Origin of the sequence: Bradyrhizobium sp. sBnM-33 (genome assembly GCF_032917945.1) — a bacterium.
Lineage (GTDB): Bacteria > Pseudomonadota > Alphaproteobacteria > Rhizobiales > Xanthobacteraceae > Bradyrhizobium.
This window is the reverse complement of the sequence record NZ_CP136624.1, coordinates 2,987,175-3,002,432: the sequence shown is the minus strand read 5'-3', so window position 1 is coordinate 3,002,432 and position 15,258 is coordinate 2,987,175. Positions and strand designations below refer to the sequence as shown.

The 15,258-nt window shown below is 60.8% G+C and carries 15 protein-coding genes; 5 read left to right on the top strand and 10 right to left on the bottom strand.

The features are described 5' to 3' along the window. Window positions 1-2: 2 nt before the first annotated feature. On the top strand, window positions 3-755 hold the full coding sequence (locus tag RX328_RS13810) for a GntR family transcriptional regulator (protein WP_213253809.1): 753 nt from the start codon (window positions 3-5) through the stop codon (window positions 753-755). Window positions 756-764: 9 nt separating this feature from the next. Next, on the top strand, window positions 765-1,745 hold the full coding sequence (locus tag RX328_RS13805; RefSeq protein WP_213253808.1) for a PDR/VanB family oxidoreductase: 981 nt from the start codon (window positions 765-767) through the stop codon (window positions 1,743-1,745). 49 nt (window positions 1,746-1,794) lie between these two features. On the opposite strand, the gene RX328_RS13800 is transcribed toward RX328_RS13805, so the two are convergent. From RX328_RS13800 to RX328_RS13790, 3 genes are all read right to left on the bottom strand, one after another. After that, on the bottom strand, window positions 1,795-2,502 hold the full coding sequence (locus RX328_RS13800; protein ID WP_213253807.1) for a hypothetical protein: 708 nt from the start codon (window positions 2,500-2,502) through the stop codon (window positions 1,795-1,797). A gap of 52 nt (window positions 2,503-2,554) precedes the next feature. After that, a complete protein-coding gene (locus RX328_RS13795) occupies window positions 2,555-2,743 on the bottom strand; it encodes a hypothetical protein (RefSeq protein ID WP_249726867.1) in 189 nt (62 codons plus the stop codon). Window positions 2,744-3,660: 917 nt separating this feature from the next. After that, window positions 3,661-5,013, bottom strand: coding sequence for a transposase (locus RX328_RS13790; RefSeq protein ID WP_213257637.1), 1,353 nt, complete (start codon window positions 5,011-5,013; stop codon window positions 3,661-3,663). A 134-nt stretch (window positions 5,014-5,147) separates the two neighbouring features. On the opposite strand from RX328_RS13790, the gene RX328_RS13785 reads away from it, so the two are divergent. Both RX328_RS13785 and RX328_RS13780 read left to right on the top strand, forming a co-directional pair. Then, complete coding sequence (locus RX328_RS13785) at window positions 5,148-5,579, top strand: hypothetical protein (RefSeq protein ID WP_317258734.1); 432 nt, start codon at window positions 5,148-5,150, stop codon at window positions 5,577-5,579. Window positions 5,580-5,973: 394 nt separating this feature from the next. After that, window positions 5,974-6,318 carry a YciI family protein gene (locus tag RX328_RS13780; protein ID WP_213252827.1) on the top strand — a complete coding sequence of 115 codons (345 nt, stop codon included), beginning with the start codon at window positions 5,974-5,976 and terminating at the stop codon, window positions 6,316-6,318. Window positions 6,319-7,107: 789 nt separating this feature from the next. Here RX328_RS13780 and RX328_RS13775 read toward each other — a convergent pair. The 7 genes from RX328_RS13775 to RX328_RS13745 form a co-directional block, all read right to left on the bottom strand. Next, the gene (locus tag RX328_RS13775) at window positions 7,108-7,761 is read right to left on the bottom strand and encodes a glycerophosphodiester phosphodiesterase (protein WP_213252828.1); all 654 of its coding nucleotides are present in this window, start codon (window positions 7,759-7,761) and stop codon (window positions 7,108-7,110) included. A 149-nt stretch (window positions 7,762-7,910) separates the two neighbouring features. Beyond that, window positions 7,911-8,411, bottom strand: a complete 501-nt coding sequence (locus RX328_RS13770; protein ID WP_213252829.1) for a cupin domain-containing protein — start codon at window positions 8,409-8,411, stop codon at window positions 7,911-7,913. A gap of 646 nt (window positions 8,412-9,057) precedes the next feature. Continuing rightward, window positions 9,058-9,468 (bottom strand): hypothetical protein, encoded by a 411-nt coding sequence (locus tag RX328_RS13765; RefSeq protein WP_213252830.1) that lies wholly within the window; start codon window positions 9,466-9,468, stop codon window positions 9,058-9,060. A gap of 16 nt (window positions 9,469-9,484) precedes the next feature. After that, complete coding sequence (locus tag RX328_RS13760) at window positions 9,485-11,128, bottom strand: GMC family oxidoreductase (RefSeq protein ID WP_213252831.1); 1,644 nt, start codon at window positions 11,126-11,128, stop codon at window positions 9,485-9,487. A gap of 25 nt (window positions 11,129-11,153) precedes the next feature. Further along, window positions 11,154-11,747, bottom strand: a complete 594-nt coding sequence (locus RX328_RS13755; RefSeq protein WP_213252832.1) for a GNAT family N-acetyltransferase — start codon at window positions 11,745-11,747, stop codon at window positions 11,154-11,156. A 114-nt stretch (window positions 11,748-11,861) separates the two neighbouring features. After that, a complete protein-coding gene (locus RX328_RS13750; RefSeq protein WP_213252833.1) occupies window positions 11,862-12,788 on the bottom strand; it encodes an SMP-30/gluconolactonase/LRE family protein in 927 nt (308 codons plus the stop codon). Between the two features lie 148 nt (window positions 12,789-12,936). Next, complete coding sequence (locus tag RX328_RS13745) at window positions 12,937-13,770, bottom strand: AraC family transcriptional regulator (protein WP_213252834.1); 834 nt, start codon at window positions 13,768-13,770, stop codon at window positions 12,937-12,939. Between the two features lie 118 nt (window positions 13,771-13,888). Here RX328_RS13745 and RX328_RS13740 point away from each other — a divergent pair, with 118 nt between their 5' ends. Then, entirely contained in the window at window positions 13,889-14,995 is a 1,107-nt protein-coding gene (locus RX328_RS13740; protein WP_213252835.1) for a mandelate racemase/muconate lactonizing enzyme family protein, read from the top strand. The last annotated feature ends 263 nt before the right edge of the window (window positions 14,996-15,258 follow it).

The window sequence follows — 15,258 nt, the reverse complement described above, 5'->3', positions numbered from 1 at the left end:
GCATGAGCGAACGCGACGCCGAACGCTCCGTGTCGCAGACCGTGCGGGCGCAGCTTGCGCTGCGCGACATGATTCTGTCCGGGCGGCTGCGCCCCGGCGAGCGCATCTCCGAGCTACAGGCGGTCGACGTCACAGGCGTGTCGCGTACGCCGGTGCGGCTGGCGCTGGTGCGGCTGGAGGATGAAGGCCTGCTGCAAGCGATCCCTTCCGGGGGCTTCATGGTGAAAGCGTTCACCGAACGCGACATCCTCGATTCGATCGAACTGCGCGGTACGCTGGAAGGCCTTGCCGCCCGCTTTGCCGCCGAGCGCGGCGTCAGCGCGCGCAGCCTCGAGCCGCTCAAGGAGTGCCTTGCCGATCTCGACCAATTGGTTCGGCAGGACCCGATTTCGGTCGAAGCCTTTTCCGCCTATGTGACCATGAACGCGCGGTTTCACGCGCTGCTCAACGAACTATCCGCCAGCGCCCCATTGATCCGGGAGATCGACCGCGTCTCGGCGCTACCCTTTGCTTCGCCCAGCGCGTTCGTGATGGCGCAATCGGCGCTGCCGGAAGCGCACCAGATCCTGCTGATCGGGCAGGATCATCACCGCGTCGTGGTCGATGCGATCGAGAACCGCGAGGGCGCTCGGGCCGAAGCCGTGATGCGCGAGCATTCGCGTCTCGCCGCGCGCAATTTGCGGCTCGCGATCCGAAATCGGACGCATCTCGATTTGCTGCCCGCGCTCGCCCTTTTGAAATCGCCAGTCGAATAGAGATAGCGCATGCGTTTTGCCGAGCAATGGAGCTGGTGCACCGTCGAATCTATCCGCGACGTGACACCGACGATCCGCGAATTCCGCCTGCGTCCTGAAAGCGGTCATATCGCGCCCTACCCGCCCGGCAGCCATATCGGTGTCACCATGTTGATCGACGGACAGCCCGCGCGGCGCTCCTATTCGCTGGTGGAGAACAGTGATCCCTACACCTATCGCATCGCGGTGCGGCTGGCACCCGACAGCCGCGGCGGCTCGCACGGTATGTGGAATTTGCGAGCGGGCGCAGGGATCGAGACTTCAAGTCCGACCTCGCTGCTGGAGATCGATTGGACCAGGAAGAATTATTGCCTGATCGCCGGCGGCATCGGCGTCACGCCGATCACAGGTATCGCGGCCGCCCTGCGCCGCAGGAACATCGACGCTCCCCTGCACTACGCCGTCAAGTCATGCGGCGATGCCGCCTTCCTCGACGAGCTCTCGGCGTTGCTCGGCGATCGGCTGATCGTGCACGCCTCCGACCAGGGCGACCGGCTCGATCTCGAAGCTACCTTCCGCGCACTGCCGGATGACGCCATCGCTGTTATCTGCGGGCCGATGCGGATGCTGGAGGCGGCGCGGCGCGCCTGGAATGATGCCAGACGAGCGCCCGCCGATTTGCGCTACGAGACCTTCGGCTCCAGCGGGCTGAAGCCGACAGCGGAATTCCGCGTGCGGCTGAAAGATACCGACGCCGAGCTGGTCGTGCCGCAGAACAGCTCGATGCTCGACGCGCTGAACGGTGCCGGTTTCGAGGTGATATCAGATTGCCAGCGCGGCGAATGCGGCGTCTGCGCCGTCGATGTCGTCGCCGTCGAGGGCGAAATCGATCATCGCGATGTGTTCTTCAGCGACCAGCAGAAGCAGGACAACCGCAAGATCTGCCCGTGCGTGTCGCGCGCGATCGGCGTGGTGACCATCGACACGCTGTACCGGGCTGAACCTGTCTAGCGCCTGGATCGGGCGCCAGATCGCCACGGCGGCCAAGGACGAACGCGAGCTATTGTTCTGACGACAGGCGGACCATCTGGCGCCCGCTATTCATCGCCTTGAGACTGTTGACGTAGTCCTCAGGGCGCTTCCAGCGGTGAGGAACTTCTAATCCCATGAACTCCGCGATGCTACCGATAAACGCCGTGCAATTGGTTGTTTCGGCGTTCCAGACCGGTGAACTCGCCTGCAATTTCTTGATGTATGCGAAAACCCGTTTTGCATCCGGCTCATTCAGGTAAACTCGGTAACTGGCGGTCAAGTACTGCGGATCAAGATCCCCATAGCTTGCCGCGGTCTCGGACGGCACCCACATCAAATGACCAAGTACATAAGCTGCGGTGTCTCCCGCAGGGGTAAGGCCCGCGACTTCAACTGCTCGCTCGCTTGTCTTCCCGAACCAGACGAAAGCGTGTCCCCAACTCGCCGCCGTCCTGGCTCTGAAATCAACGTAGTACGGGCCCTTTGCTGCTCCCGATCCCGGCTTTCGAGTCGACTGTGGCGCCGGTTTGGATTCAATGGGCGCCTCACTGGAAACAAGCGCGTTCGCGGCGGCGGTGCGCTTGTGGACCTCCCGTTTCTGGGAAATGAAACGTTCCGAGCGGGCGCGAGTGTCAATCTCGTGTGCAGAAGCTGATTGAATTTTGCACTGGAGCAAGACAGCGAGTGTGAATCCCGCAAGCAAGCATACTGCTAACCTCTTCGGCCTATTTGCCACGCTTCGCCCTTCAACTGTCGACGATAAAGGTCAGATTCAGCGAGACCTTAAGTCAATACCGCGTATAGGGCCGCGTCGCGACAGGCGTCTTGCCGATTGGGGTCTTCCCGATTGGGGTCTTGCCAATCGGCATCTTGCCGATTTGGGCCTGCTGATAAACGGGCTGTCGGCGCGGAATGTCGGCAGCGCCAGCGGCAGTCACCACGGCAAGCGTTGCACCCGCAACAATCACAATTTTCATCACGGTACTTTTCCTCTAGGTTAGAAGGAACAAGGCAGCAAACTGCTGCGCGTTCCCCTCAGATACGCCGTGAGCATGCGTGTCGGAATACGTCCACAGTGCGGCAGATCAGACACGTTCGAGGGATAGGTCTACAGTGCGGCAGATATGAGACATGCCGGAACCTCGACCCCTATTGGGTCGATGGTGCGATAGCCGAACGCCATTGTCGCGCCAATCCATCCGATGGCGACGACGGGCCTACGTTGTTCGGCTTTGGGCAAACTCGGAAGCCCGGAGGTGATCGGCAATAGAGTAACGGAGGCTGCCATGCGGGCAGCCTCTCTCCATGCCTTGAAGCTATCCCCACCCCGCCGCCTGCCCCGTCATGGGGACTCATCCCAACGTGGAGATGAAACGACAAGACTCACGCCCATCCCGAACTCACGTGTGGGCTTCCGATCGGTCCTCAACAACCGTTGTGCGGCCTCGGCGTTTGTGGCGCAGCGCTCGAGCCAGCGAGCCACGAGAAAATCAACCCGCGCGGCAAATCGCCGTTGAGCCGGACGCGGGCGGCAGTCTCTGCAATGTGTGTGCGTGCGTTGCGCATCACGGTCCTCAAGAGTGCGGGCAATTTCACCCGCGACGAATGTCATGATCTAAGCGCAGAGAAAATTCAGCGCGTCAAATGTTTAGTTCACGAGGTGCGGAATTTGTTGCGGGCTAGCAATTTTCGAACGCCAGCGGAGCCGGCTGGGTTCGAAAATTTCAGGCTATTGTCAGTTGAGCGGAATTGGCGGTTTACTTCGCCATGTCCGGTCTACCCCGGGAAGCACACACCAATCGGACGGATCGGCATGTCCACTGGGGGTCGATTCCGTTGAAGAAGTCGGCCCGCGAGCGAGGCGAGCCGCAAATGCGGCACAGCCGACCGCTTCTCAGGCCGGATTTGGCTGCGGCATTGGGACCAGCTTGGCTAGTTTCCGGAGGTTCTGGGCGGTTGCTGCAAGGAGGAACTCGTCGCGAGCCCCGTTTGGTCCACGTAATCGCAGTCGGTCGAGCTTGAGAATGCGCTTGAGGTGAGCGAACAACATTTCGACCTTCTTACGTAGCCGTCGCGATGCTCGACCTTCCCAGGATTTAGCAATCGCCCGCGCCATGTCGCGGGCTCTCTCATGGATCGAGCGAGGCACCTTTCGAGCAGGCGTGTTCGGGCAGCAGTGTGGCCTCAAGGCGCAGGCGTCACAGTCAGCCTTGCTCGCTCGATAAAGCAACGTCTCGCCATCATTCACACGTGTCCCTGTTGTGGTCAGCGTCTTGCCGCCAGGACAGATATAGACGTCGCTGACTGGATCGTAGTTGAAGTCCTCCCGTGTGAAGGTCCCATCCTTGCGCGCTGATTTGTCGAACACGGTCACATGCGGCTCGATGCCGTGCTCATCGACCAGCCAGCCCAGCATGTCGGCTGAACCATAGGCGCTGTCACCGAGAAGCCTGGACGGGTGAAGACCGAAGTTCTTTGCGGTCCGCTCGATCATGCGCTTGGCAGCGAGAACTTCTGCCTGCCGGATCGCTGTGGTCGGCTCAACGTCGACAATGATCGCATTTTCCACATCGATCAGATAGTTCGTGGAGTAGGCAAAGAAAGCCTGTCCGCCATGGGCACCGGTCCAGCGCGCGGCAGGATCAGCCGGTGAGATGAACTTGGGGACGATCTCGGTCGCGGCCCCAAACGCCGCATCGTCCAGGACAGCTAGATACTCGTCGACGGCACGGCTTGCGGCTTTTGGCGGCAACCCCTTTTCGCCCTCGACGCCGTTCTGCCGGTTAGCATCGGCCTTGATCAGGCTAGCATCGACCGCAAAGCCTTCTCCGCCAACCAGACCCTCGTCGATGCAGCGGCGCAAGACGTCTTCGAACAGCCGTCGCAGCAGATCACTATCGCGGAAGCGGCCATGTCGGTTCTTTGAGAAGGTCGAATGATCGGGCACGTCACCATCGAGCCCAAGGCGGCAGAACCAGCGGTATGCCAGGTTGAGGTGAACCTCTTCGCACAGGCGCCGCTCCGAGCGGATGCCGAAGCAGTAACCGACCAACAGCATCCGGATCATCAGCTCGGGCGCGATCGAGGGCCGCCCGATCGTGCTGTAGAAGGGGGATAGCTCTCGCCTTAACCCATCGAGGTCCACGAACCTGTCGATCGATCGCAACAAATGATCGGCCGGAACGTGCCGCTCGAGCGAAAACTCATAGAACAACGCGACCTGCTCAACTCGCTGATGTCCCATCATGATTCAGTCCTCTCGCAACGACTGAATCAGCGAACATCAACCAGCGCAACCGAAGACTTTTTCAACACAATCGGCCAAGAGCCGACATAAGTCTCGGTGGCGAGTGGGCATCGATCTGGTCTATTTTAGGAACCATGAAGTTCCAGAAGGTTCACACGATCCGTGACATCTATGATGGGATCCGAACCGGCACCGCCGATCTGAGCGGTGCTCCACACTACTTCGCGTCCGTGTTTGACGATAACATAGGCGACTATACGCAGCACTTTCGGCTCTATGCAGTGACTGCTCAGTTCATGGAACGAGAGCTTCGGGTCTGGGCGATTTACCGGTTCTGGGAGGCTAGATTTCATCGAGGCATAGAACCTCTCGAAACGCATCCGGGTCACGGCGGCATTGTCCCAGAGTACGATGAACTGAGCGGATGGCTGAACGAGCAAATCAAGGTGCTCACACCTCGCCCTTCGTTCTACGCCGCAACGTTCAGAGAGCTTCCCGGACAAGACGAGTTGCCCGGTGGAATTCTGCGCGCGCTTGAAGTCGCGTGGGAGCCCACGTCCGCTTAGGGTCGATTGTGTTGCAAAAGTCGATTTTCGCCGATGACCAAAATTCTGCGGGCCGTGGGCGCGACTTTCGTGTACAAGATGTGAGGGAACCTCACGGCCTCGCGCAAAATTCACAGGCGACTTTCGTAGCGCGATTGAGGTCATACGAATCAACGCTCGCTCGCTGCTTAGTGTTTTTGCGAAAAATCTTGAGCCCTGCAACTTTCGACTTTTGCAACACAATCGGTCAAAAGCGGCGTTGGAGGCGAGCGCAGAGCGACGTCCGGTTTACCGCTGACAGGCGACGTGACAATGGCTTAAGAGCTGTTCGTCTAAGGGCCATAAGCGGAATACGCCAAACACCAATGATCTGGGGTAGTATGTTCTCCTTGGCCGCAGATAATAGGAAGGTCACATGACCCACTACATTATCTACTTCAACCAGCAATGGGTCGGTGATCACTCCGAAGAGTGGTTTCAGTCTCGCGGACCGTTGGCTAGGGCAGTCGTGGCCGAGATGAAGGAAGCGGGCGTGCTCATCTTCGCCGCGGGAGTAGATGAAGATCTGAGCAAGGCTTTTAGTGCTAATAACATCAGCGGCGAACTGCAGTTTAGCGAAGGTCGGTATTCCAACGCCCCGGAGTATCTCGGTGGCTTCACGGTCGTTGATGTCTCCGAGCAAGAGTCGGCGAAGTTTTGGGCCGGCAAGCTCGCAATCGCTTGTGGCTGGCCGCAAGAGGTCCGGCCACTCCATGTGTGACGGCGCAGGATGTGAGTCCGAACCTACGCTGAGGTCGATGGCTGAACGTCTCGCGTCGTTCATGATGACTGGCTTGGATCACAAGCGACGGTAGAGGCGAGCATGGACCTGCGTCCGGTCTGCCCCTGCCAGCCGACATGACAAAGGCTTGTGCGGTGTTCGGCTTAGGGCCAACAGGTGACATTCGAAATGAAAGAGGCCGCCAACTGAGGCGGGCCTCTTTCGACTAGCAAATCGTACCCTTCGCTCTTTGATTCGTCGCTTCGACGGCTACTTTTGTGTTGGCGCGGGCGGCGTTGCAGGCGGCGAGGGCGTTGTCGTAGTCGTATCGAATCCGCCGTAAATATAAATGAGCACTCCAGCAAGAATAACCACCACGGCAGCGATCAGTATGTTTCTATTGAGAGGCGTCATGACAAGTGGCTCCGCCGTAAGTTAACCGTCGCCCCCAAGCTTAGGTTACTCCATTCTGGCAATCACCCATACTAGGCCACCCGAAATTTCAAACTAGGCCAATAGGGATCAAATCAAGCCAGCACCCGGCCGCGCATGGGAGAGATTGGCAACTCCAGAACCTTTTCTGAACTCAGCAGATGCGAGCGAAAGTCCGTTGAGGGTCATTAGCGACATTCGAATCGATTTCCGCTCTTCCCCGACTAGTAGATGTTTTCGGGGCCGGTCGGCATGTCTCGAAGGGGCGAAAAGGCGACATCACCGAAACAGCCGGTCCCCCACGCCAGACTAGGCCGATCTGTCATACTTCACGGGCCACGAACGGGTTTGCGTGGCCTAATCAGGCCTGGCGCTGCGGCCGATAGTACGGTCGACGTCGGCAACCGCCCCGTAGAGGCGCTGCCGTGAGAGCCAATGAAGGTCGTCCATGCGTTGCACGATTCCCACCACAACCGGCACGTGGTGGCGTCGCGCAAGCTGCTCAAGGGAGAAAACGGACCACCAGGCGCGAAAAGCGACTCGTGTCCAAGTGCGCGCGTCCCAGCCGAGCAGGAGGACATCCGGCGCATACCTGCGCACCGCACGATTCAGGTTCCACGGGTAAATGACGATGATGCCCAGGCGCACCGGTCGCGCACCCTCCCACGGAAAGGATCTTGCGACGGCGGCAAAGGCAAATACGACCGAGCGACGGGCCACGTCGCTAGCAACCAGCCTCTCGATGACTTCAGAGACAAGTCCCGTCTCCTTCACCTCCACGAACAGTTCAAGGTCAGTCGGCGAAAGAAGCGAAAGTGCCGCATCGAGGGTAAGCGCATTCTCGACATGACGCGGCGGGTCGTGTGACACCACCAATGTGTCGGAATCCGCTGCACGGCAGACGTCGAATTCGACACCGGATATTCTGCCGTCACGGGCGGCACGTACGAACGCGGCGAGCGAGTTTTCGCCCCGACCCGCGGACCATCCACGATGCGCAATAAGTTTCATGACGAGGTCCGTAAAGCCAAGCTGTGCGCGCCGCGCAATCTCCCGTAGAGAGAAATGTCAATCCGCGGCCACGACGTTGACCCCTGATCAGCGCGGCGGCGCGGGCTTTTTTAGATAGCGGGCGTGCCGACTGGCGCTGGGACCGGCGGCTATTTCGCCGCGATGGTTGTGGGTTTACCCTCCTCGCCGACGAAGACCACCAGGACCTTGGCCGGAACATTGCCCTTATTGAAAAGCTGGTGTTGGTGATTGAGAGCCTCGATGTAGGCTTCGCCGGTTTTATATTGATACGGTTGTCCGCCGTGACTCTGCAACTCCACCTCGCCCTCGAGGACATAGACGTAGGTCGGTACCGGGTGCTCATGTAGTGGCGTGCGGCCACCGGGCTCGATGGTCCCAATAACGGAGATCATTTCTGGCTTGTCCGTCTTCGGATAAACAATCGGCTGCTTGTCTCGGGTTTGACCGGTCTTCAGCAGCGGCTGGGTCTTGAAGCCGGCCGGCAGCGCACTGTCCTGGGCGCGCACTGTCGCGGCTCCGGTCACGAGCCAGATTGCCGCCAGCACGCTGGCAGTTGAAACGAAACGCGTGGGCGTCATGGCGATGTCCTCCTTGTTGCGAATGCGCCCCATGAGAGCGGACAGGATCATGCGCCAGGCTTCCAAGCCCGAAGTGGGTAGCTGCGGTCGTCTTCTCGGAACGGCTGCGTCAGCATCTGGTCGAGCCGCTGCTCGCGCGTCGCGGAACGGCTCATGCCAATCGTCATGTCCTTGTGACCCGCCCTGGGTCACATTCAATGATTCACTGTATCCTCCCCAAGCGCGCGTTCTACGCGCAATTTGCCGCGGCGAAAGCGATGGCCCATGAGCATCGCTTGGAGCCGCCGGAACTTATTGCGAAGGGCGATCGCGGCGTTGAAACTTTGGTCTGGCGCTAGTCCTAAACGCCTTGGCGCGAGCGTCGGCTCGTCACCAATCTCGTCTTGTCTCCCGGGTCCATCCCTCCCCGATTAGCCGCTCGTTTGAACCTCAAGCCATCGCTGGTTAGAAAAAGCCGAAACGCATCCGTGCGCCTTCCAACTCTTACTTTTTACTGGACGTAGCGCGAACGAACTATGGCAGTCCGGCAGGTTGCGCCCAGGAGGGCGACAAGCCAGCCGAGCCTCTGTGTCGCCATCCCTGACATTTGCTGCCCTCGATGACCGAGTTGGGCCACGACCGGTAATACTCTAACTGATCGTAAGATTTCCGCTTCTCCGTCAGAAGCGGACATCTACGCTTTTATGAGTACACGCCCCTAGAAGAATTCGCCGAGGAACGCCGCCGCTTCGTCCGAGATGCCGGCGATCTTGTTCGTTGCCTGACGATAGAACTTGAAATTGAGCTCGGTCCCGGGCTGGCCGTCTTTCCAGTCGGTGAAGTGCTTGAGTTCGCTCCGCCCCAGCGACCACTTCGCGAGCGCGGTGCGTCTGATGGTGACGCTCACACGTGGTGTTTGCCTGGTGATGCCGCGCTTCCTGGCGATCGCTTCGGCTGAAATAACAACGCCGCGCGCGATAAGGCCCTGCCCGCCCTCGTTCTCGCTCGCGAACACGAAAACCGTGTCGCCTTCGGCGATATGCTTGCCGCCATACATGGTCTTTTGCGCGGTGAACACAAACGTCTTCGGCCGCGGGTCGGAAACCTCGGCTTTGATCGCGAACGCCATGCTCCTCGTGCCAATGCTAGGCCGACACCGGGAATCTCACCGCTTCCAGCGCGGTCTTGCCGCGGATCTTGTCGGAGGCCTTGTCGGCAATCATCAGCGTCGAGGCGTTGAGATTGGCCGAAATCATCCGCGGCATGATCGAGGCATCGACCACGCGCAGGCCCTGCAGGCCGTGCAAGCGCAACTGGTCGTCGACCACGGCCCATTTGGCATCCGCCGGTCCCATCCGGCAGGTGCAGCCGGGATGGAACGTGGTGGTGCCGCGCTCGGTGGCGGCCGCCAAGAATTCGTCGTCGCTCTGCACCTTCGGCCCCGGGAAATCTTCATAGGCGTAATAGGGCGCGAGCGGCTTGGACGCGAGCAGCCGGCGCGCCAGCTTCATGCCAGCGACGACGACGCGGCGGTCGATCTCTTCCACCAGATAATTGGTCTGAATGATTGGCGGCGCGAACGGATCGGCGGAGCGGATGCGGACATAGCCGCGGCTCTCCGGGCGCTGCTGCCATGAGGCAACGGTCATGCCGGGCTCGTCCTCGAGCTGGCCCTGCACGCCTTCCTTGTAGCTCGCCGGCGTAAAGGTGAGCTGCAGGTCCGAGCTTTCGGTGGTCTCGCCGGAATGCCAGAAGCAATAAACCATGGTCGGCGACAGCGAGAGCAGCCCGCGCCGGGTCGTCGCCCATTTCAGCGCCTCGACCCAGAGACTAAGGCCGCGCCTGAGTTCATTGATGGTCCTGATGTTCTTGACGCGTGCGACTGAGCGCGGCGCGTAATGGTCCTGCAGGCCCTCGCCGACGCCAGGCAGCGCGTGACGGACCTCGATGCCGTGCGATTGCAGCAATTCGGGCGAGCCGACGCCGGACAGTTGCAGCACCTGCGGCGAGTTATAGGCGCCACCGGACAGAATGACTTCCTTGTTGGCCCGCACTTCGACCGGCACGCCGCCCTTACCGCCCCGGAGATAGCGCACGCCGACGGCGCGCTTGCCCTCGAAGATGATGTTAGTGACATGCGCATGGGTGCGCACATCGACGTTGCCCCGCTTCCGTGCCGGATGCAGAAACGCCTTCGCCGCGCTCATGCGCAGGCCGTTCTGGATGGTGCGCTGGCAGTAGGACACGCCCTCCTGAATCTCCGCGTTATAATCGGGATTACGCGGGATCCCGAGGCTGACGGCGCCCTCCATAAAGGCCTCGCAGAGCGGGTCCTTCCAGTCCATGGTCGTGACGATCAGGCTGCCTTCGCGGCCGCGATAGGTCTCGTCACAGTCGCCGACGCGGCACTCCAGCCGCTTGAAATAGGGCAGCACGTCCGGATAGCCCCAGCCGCGATTGCCAAGCTGCGCCCAGGTGTCGAAATCCTGGCGCTGGCCACGGTTGTAGATATGGCCGTTGATGGACGAAGAACCGCCCAGCGTCTTGCCGCGCGGCGCGTAGATGCTGCGCCCGCCGGTCCACGGCCCCGGCTCCTGCTGGTAGGCCCAGTTGACGCTCTTCATGTGGAACGTCTTGATGAAGCCGGCCGGCAGATGGATGTAGGGATGCCAGTCCTTGCCACCCGCTTCGAGCACGCAGACGCGGCTGGAAGAATCTTCGCTGAGCCGGTTGGCGAGCACGCTTCCCGCGGAGCCCGCGCCGATAATCACATAATCGAACGTTTCCATCGTCTCGTTTCTGGCGCGGCTTTACTTACCGCGGCTTGTCGTTGAGTTGATAGGTGAGATGCGCCTTCACCGTCGGCCATTCGCTGGCAATGATGCTGTAAACGACGGTGTCGCGCAACGTCCCGTTTGGCGCGATCTGGTGGCTCCTCAGGATGCCGTCCTGCTTGGCGCCGAGGCGCTCGATGCCGCGCCGGCTCTGGTGATTGAAGAAATGGGTGCGGAACTCCACCGCAATGCAATTCAACTTCTCGAATGCGTGCGTCAACAGCAGCAATTTGCACTGCGTATTGAGCGCGCTGCGCTGCACGCGCTTGGCGTACCAGGTCGAGCCGATCTCGACGCGCCGGTTGGCGGCATCGACGTTCATGTAGGTCGTCATGCCCGCGACCTTGCCCTCGGCATCGAACACCGTGAACGGCAGCATCGTGCCGGCCGCGAACAGGCCGAGCCGGCGGTCGATTTCCTTTTTCATGTTTTCGGCTGTCGGAATGAAGGTGTACCAGAGCTTCCAGAGCTCGCCGTCGCTTACGGCTTCCGTGAGCCCGTTGATGTGATCGTGCGAGAGCGGCTCCAGCCGCGCGTACTCGCCGCGAAGGGTGACCGGTTCAAGAAAGGCCATCGGTAAACTCCGCTCTCTCCACCGTCATTGCGAGGAGCAAAGCGACGAAGCAATCCATCTATCCCCGTGTGGTCGCATGGATTGCTTCGCTTCGCTCGCAATGACGTGGATGGTTCACTTGTTCAAAAAATTCAGCGCCAGCCCTGGCCGCGCCCAGTCCATCGCGATCAACTCGCCCTTGCCCGAGAGCGTGATGTACGCCGTCTTCAGCTCCGGCCCACCGAATGCGATATTGGTGGTGACGCGATCGCCGGTCGGCACCTGCTCAACGAGGGTGCCGTCGGGTGCGATCACCGAGATGCAGCCCGAGACCAGCGTTGCCACGCAGACATTGCCGTTGGCCTCCACCGCCATCGAGTCGAACATCTGGTAACCGCCCAGTCCCGCGATCGGCTTGCCGCGCTCGCCGCGGTAGATCACGTCACGCGGCTTGATGGTGCCGGGCTCGGAGATCTCATAGGCCCACAACCGCGCGGTCGGCGTCTCCGCGATGTACACGGTCTTCTCGTCCGGCGACAGGCCGATGCCGTTGGCGGGCAGCACGCCGTGCACGGCCTCGACGATCTCCGTCATGCCCGGCTTGACGTAATAGAACGCCCCGACATCCATCTCGCGGGCGCGGCGTTTGCCCAAATCGGAGAACCAGAGGCCGCCGTGCTTGTCGAACACCAGGTCGTTGGGGCCCCGCAAGGCGTGCTCGCCGCATTTGGTGACGACGGTCTCGACCTTGCCGCTCTGCAGATCCACGCGCTGGATCGAGCCGCCCTGATAATCATCCGGCTGTGGCCCCGGCATGATCATCTTGCCGGTCGGAATCCAGCTAAAGCCGCCATTGTTGCAGATGTACATCTTGCCGTCAGGGCCGAGCGCAGCGCCATTGGGGCCACCCGGAATTTGCGCGACGACCTCCTTGCGCCCGTCAGGATAAACCCGCGTCAGCCGCTTGCCCCGGATCTCGACCAGCACCACCGATCCGTCCGGCATGACGACCGGGCCTTCCGGAAACTCCAGATCGGTGGCGAGAACGCGGATATCGGCCATGAATCCTCCCGGCTTGCTTTTGGCTGCAGGCGGATTTTGGCTCGGCCCCGCACGCGCAACAATTCGTTGCGGCTGTTATGGCAAAGTCGGTTTGGCTTGCCAAGCAATCACGGGCAATGAAGCGGCGCAGGGCAGCATTGCGGCGGCGTTACTCCTTCACCGGTATCCATATCTCCAGCCCGCCATTGCCGGTGGCGGGATCGAAATTCTCGTCGTAGCGCTCGAAGCTCGGCGCATCTGCCGCCTTCATGCCGGATACCGGCAGCCAGTGATTCCAGATCGTGTTGACGGTGCGACGGATAGTCGAGATGTGCTCCGTGTGGGTGAACACCGCATATTTCTGCTCCGGAATCCGCACGCGGGCGAATTCGCGCGGCAGGTCGGAGAAGTCTGCCACCTCGACGCCGGCGATGTAGTCGAAGCCGGAATCGTCGCCATTACAGCAGACGCCGTAGGCTACTTTTCCGACCCGGTCCGGGATGTCGTCGACGGTCTGGTGAAACTTCTGCCACTGGTTCGGAATGCCAGCGCCGCCGTTCTCATGCGTGCAGCGCTCGCTGATGCCAGCGATCAGCAACGGCTTGCTGGTCTCAAAACGCGGAGGCTTGAGATGATCGAGTGCGGTTGAATCCATGACGATTGGCTCCTGAAGCTTGAGATGGTCGAGCGACGTTGCGGCGCGGACCGCTTCGGGCGTTGTGCCGAAATGGTCGCGGAACGCGCGGGTGAAAGCTTCGTGAGAGCTGTAGTCCGCATCCAATGCGAGGCTGAGGATATCGGGCGCCCCGGCAGCCAGCGCACGCGCCGCCTTGCTGAGCCTGCGAGCGCGCACATAGCGCATGACCGAAACGCCGGTCGCGGCGGCAAACGCACGCACCAGATGGAAGCGCGAGACGCCGGCAATATTAGCAATCTCATCGAGCGTAAGCGGGTCGGCGAGATGGCTTTCGATGTACCAGAGCGCTTTCTGGGCCGGATTCATGACTGACAGCTCTCATGCGAAGCATTGGTATTATCGGTGGTTGCGCCGCGCTTCGTTTGACAGTCCTTGCTCTTCGATCATGCCACTGACAAGGTAGGGAACGCTTTGGGAGGGTGCCATGCTCATCACGAAAGTTCGGGCCCACCACATCCGGATTCCCTATGACGCCGGGGTGGCTAGTTTCAAGCAGGGCGCGTCCGCCATCTCGGCCCTGGAAATCGTCATGATCGAGGTTTCGACCGACGCCGGCCTCACCGGCTGGGGCGATGCCTTCGCCTATGTTTGTCCGCGAACCAGCTACGCCGCCATAGAAGAAATGATCGCGCCGCAAGCGCAGGGACAGGAAGTTCCAGAAGCGGCCGGAATTCCCGCCTTCATGGAACAGATCCAGCGCAACCTGCATCTGTTCGGCCGCTATGGCATCACCATGTTCGCGATATCGGCGCTCGATATCGCTATGTGGGATCTTGCCGCCAAAGCGAAGGGCGTGCCGTTGCACCGGCTGATCGGCGAGGCCAGGCGCACTCGGATTCCCGCCTATGCGAGCCTGCTGCGGATCGGAAAGCCCGAGCTGATCGCAAGCGGATGCGAGACCGCGCTGCAGCAGGGCTACAAGGCGATCAAATTGCATGAGACCACGACATCAGCAGTATTCGCCGCGCGGCAGGCGATCGGTCCGGGCATTCCACTGATGGTCGACTTGAACTGTCCGCTGAATGGCGAGGATGCAATTGCCTTCGCGCATTCCTGCCGCGACGCCGCGCCGATGTTCCTGGAGGAGCCGGTCTGGCCACCGGAAGATTTTGCAACGCTGGCCGAAGTGCGCACCAAAGGCGGGCTCAACGTTGCGGCCGGCGAGAATGCCTGCACGGTTCATCAGTTCAGGCAGATGATGAACGCGGGCGCGGTGAGCCATGCGCAACCCTCCGTCATCAAGGTCGGGGGCATCACGGAGTATCTGAAGGTCGTCGACCTCGCCGACGAACTCGGCGTCAGGCTTGCGCCGCATTCGCCGTATTTCGGGCCGGGCTTCCTGGCGACGCTGCAATTGATGTCGCTGCGCGACGACGCAACCTTCGTCGAGGTGTTCTCCATGAAACGCGCCGCCTGCTTGTGGCGCGGTCGCATCGACGTCGATGCCAATGGCGATGTGGAGGTGCCGCAGGGGGCGGGACTCGGTTACGAACCGGATAAGGCCGTTATGGAGCAATACCGCGTGTCATAACCGCCGGCGATAGATTCTGGCGCAAGACAATGTATCTCCGTTACAACATAGCACGAGTTCCGCAATCGTTGTGTTCGCTTCGTTACAGACTCTGTTGCCGGGATTCGTAAGGGTCTTCTGCGCGGTATCAAGGCAGCGGCGGCGGTTGCGGACTCGTTGAGGAAACCTCCAGGCCTCCAACGAGTCCGCTCGCGCGCATGTTCCTCTTCTGCCATCAACACAAGGACGCGGAAGCGCGGGGCAGCTTGTTGCGCCGCATACGA

Coding starts and splice junctions, on each gene's coding strand:
- RX328_RS13790 (WP_213257637.1), bottom strand. CDS start 5,013: ATGATGGGACATCAGCGAGTTGAGCAGGTCGCGTTGTTCTATGAGTTT.
- RX328_RS13740 (WP_213252835.1), top strand. CDS start 13,889: ATGCTCATCACGAAAGTTCGGGCCCACCACATCCGGATTCCCTATGAC.
- RX328_RS13770 (WP_213252829.1), bottom strand. CDS start 8,411: ATGATCCTGTCCGCTCTCATGGGGCGCATTCGCAACAAGGAGGACATC.
- RX328_RS13795 (WP_249726867.1), bottom strand. CDS start 2,743: ATGAAAATTGTGATTGTTGCGGGTGCAACGCTTGCCGTGGTGACTGCC.
- RX328_RS13810 (WP_213253809.1), top strand. CDS start 3: ATGAGCGAACGCGACGCCGAACGCTCCGTGTCGCAGACCGTGCGGGCG.
- RX328_RS13765 (WP_213252830.1), bottom strand. CDS start 9,468: ATGGCGTTCGCGATCAAAGCCGAGGTTTCCGACCCGCGGCCGAAGACG.
- RX328_RS13745 (WP_213252834.1), bottom strand. CDS start 13,770: ATGAATCCGGCCCAGAAAGCGCTCTGGTACATCGAAAGCCATCTCGCC.
- RX328_RS13805 (WP_213253808.1), top strand. CDS start 765: ATGCGTTTTGCCGAGCAATGGAGCTGGTGCACCGTCGAATCTATCCGC.
- RX328_RS13785 (WP_317258734.1), top strand. CDS start 5,148: ATGAAGTTCCAGAAGGTTCACACGATCCGTGACATCTATGATGGGATC.
- RX328_RS13760 (WP_213252831.1), bottom strand. CDS start 11,128: ATGGAAACGTTCGATTATGTGATTATCGGCGCGGGCTCCGCGGGAAGC.
- RX328_RS13780 (WP_213252827.1), top strand. CDS start 5,974: ATGACCCACTACATTATCTACTTCAACCAGCAATGGGTCGGTGATCAC.
- RX328_RS13775 (WP_213252828.1), bottom strand. CDS start 7,761: ATGAAACTTATTGCGCATCGTGGATGGTCCGCGGGTCGGGGCGAAAAC.
- RX328_RS13750 (WP_213252833.1), bottom strand. CDS start 12,788: ATGGCCGATATCCGCGTTCTCGCCACCGATCTGGAGTTTCCGGAAGGC.
- RX328_RS13755 (WP_213252832.1), bottom strand. CDS start 11,747: ATGGCCTTTCTTGAACCGGTCACCCTTCGCGGCGAGTACGCGCGGCTG.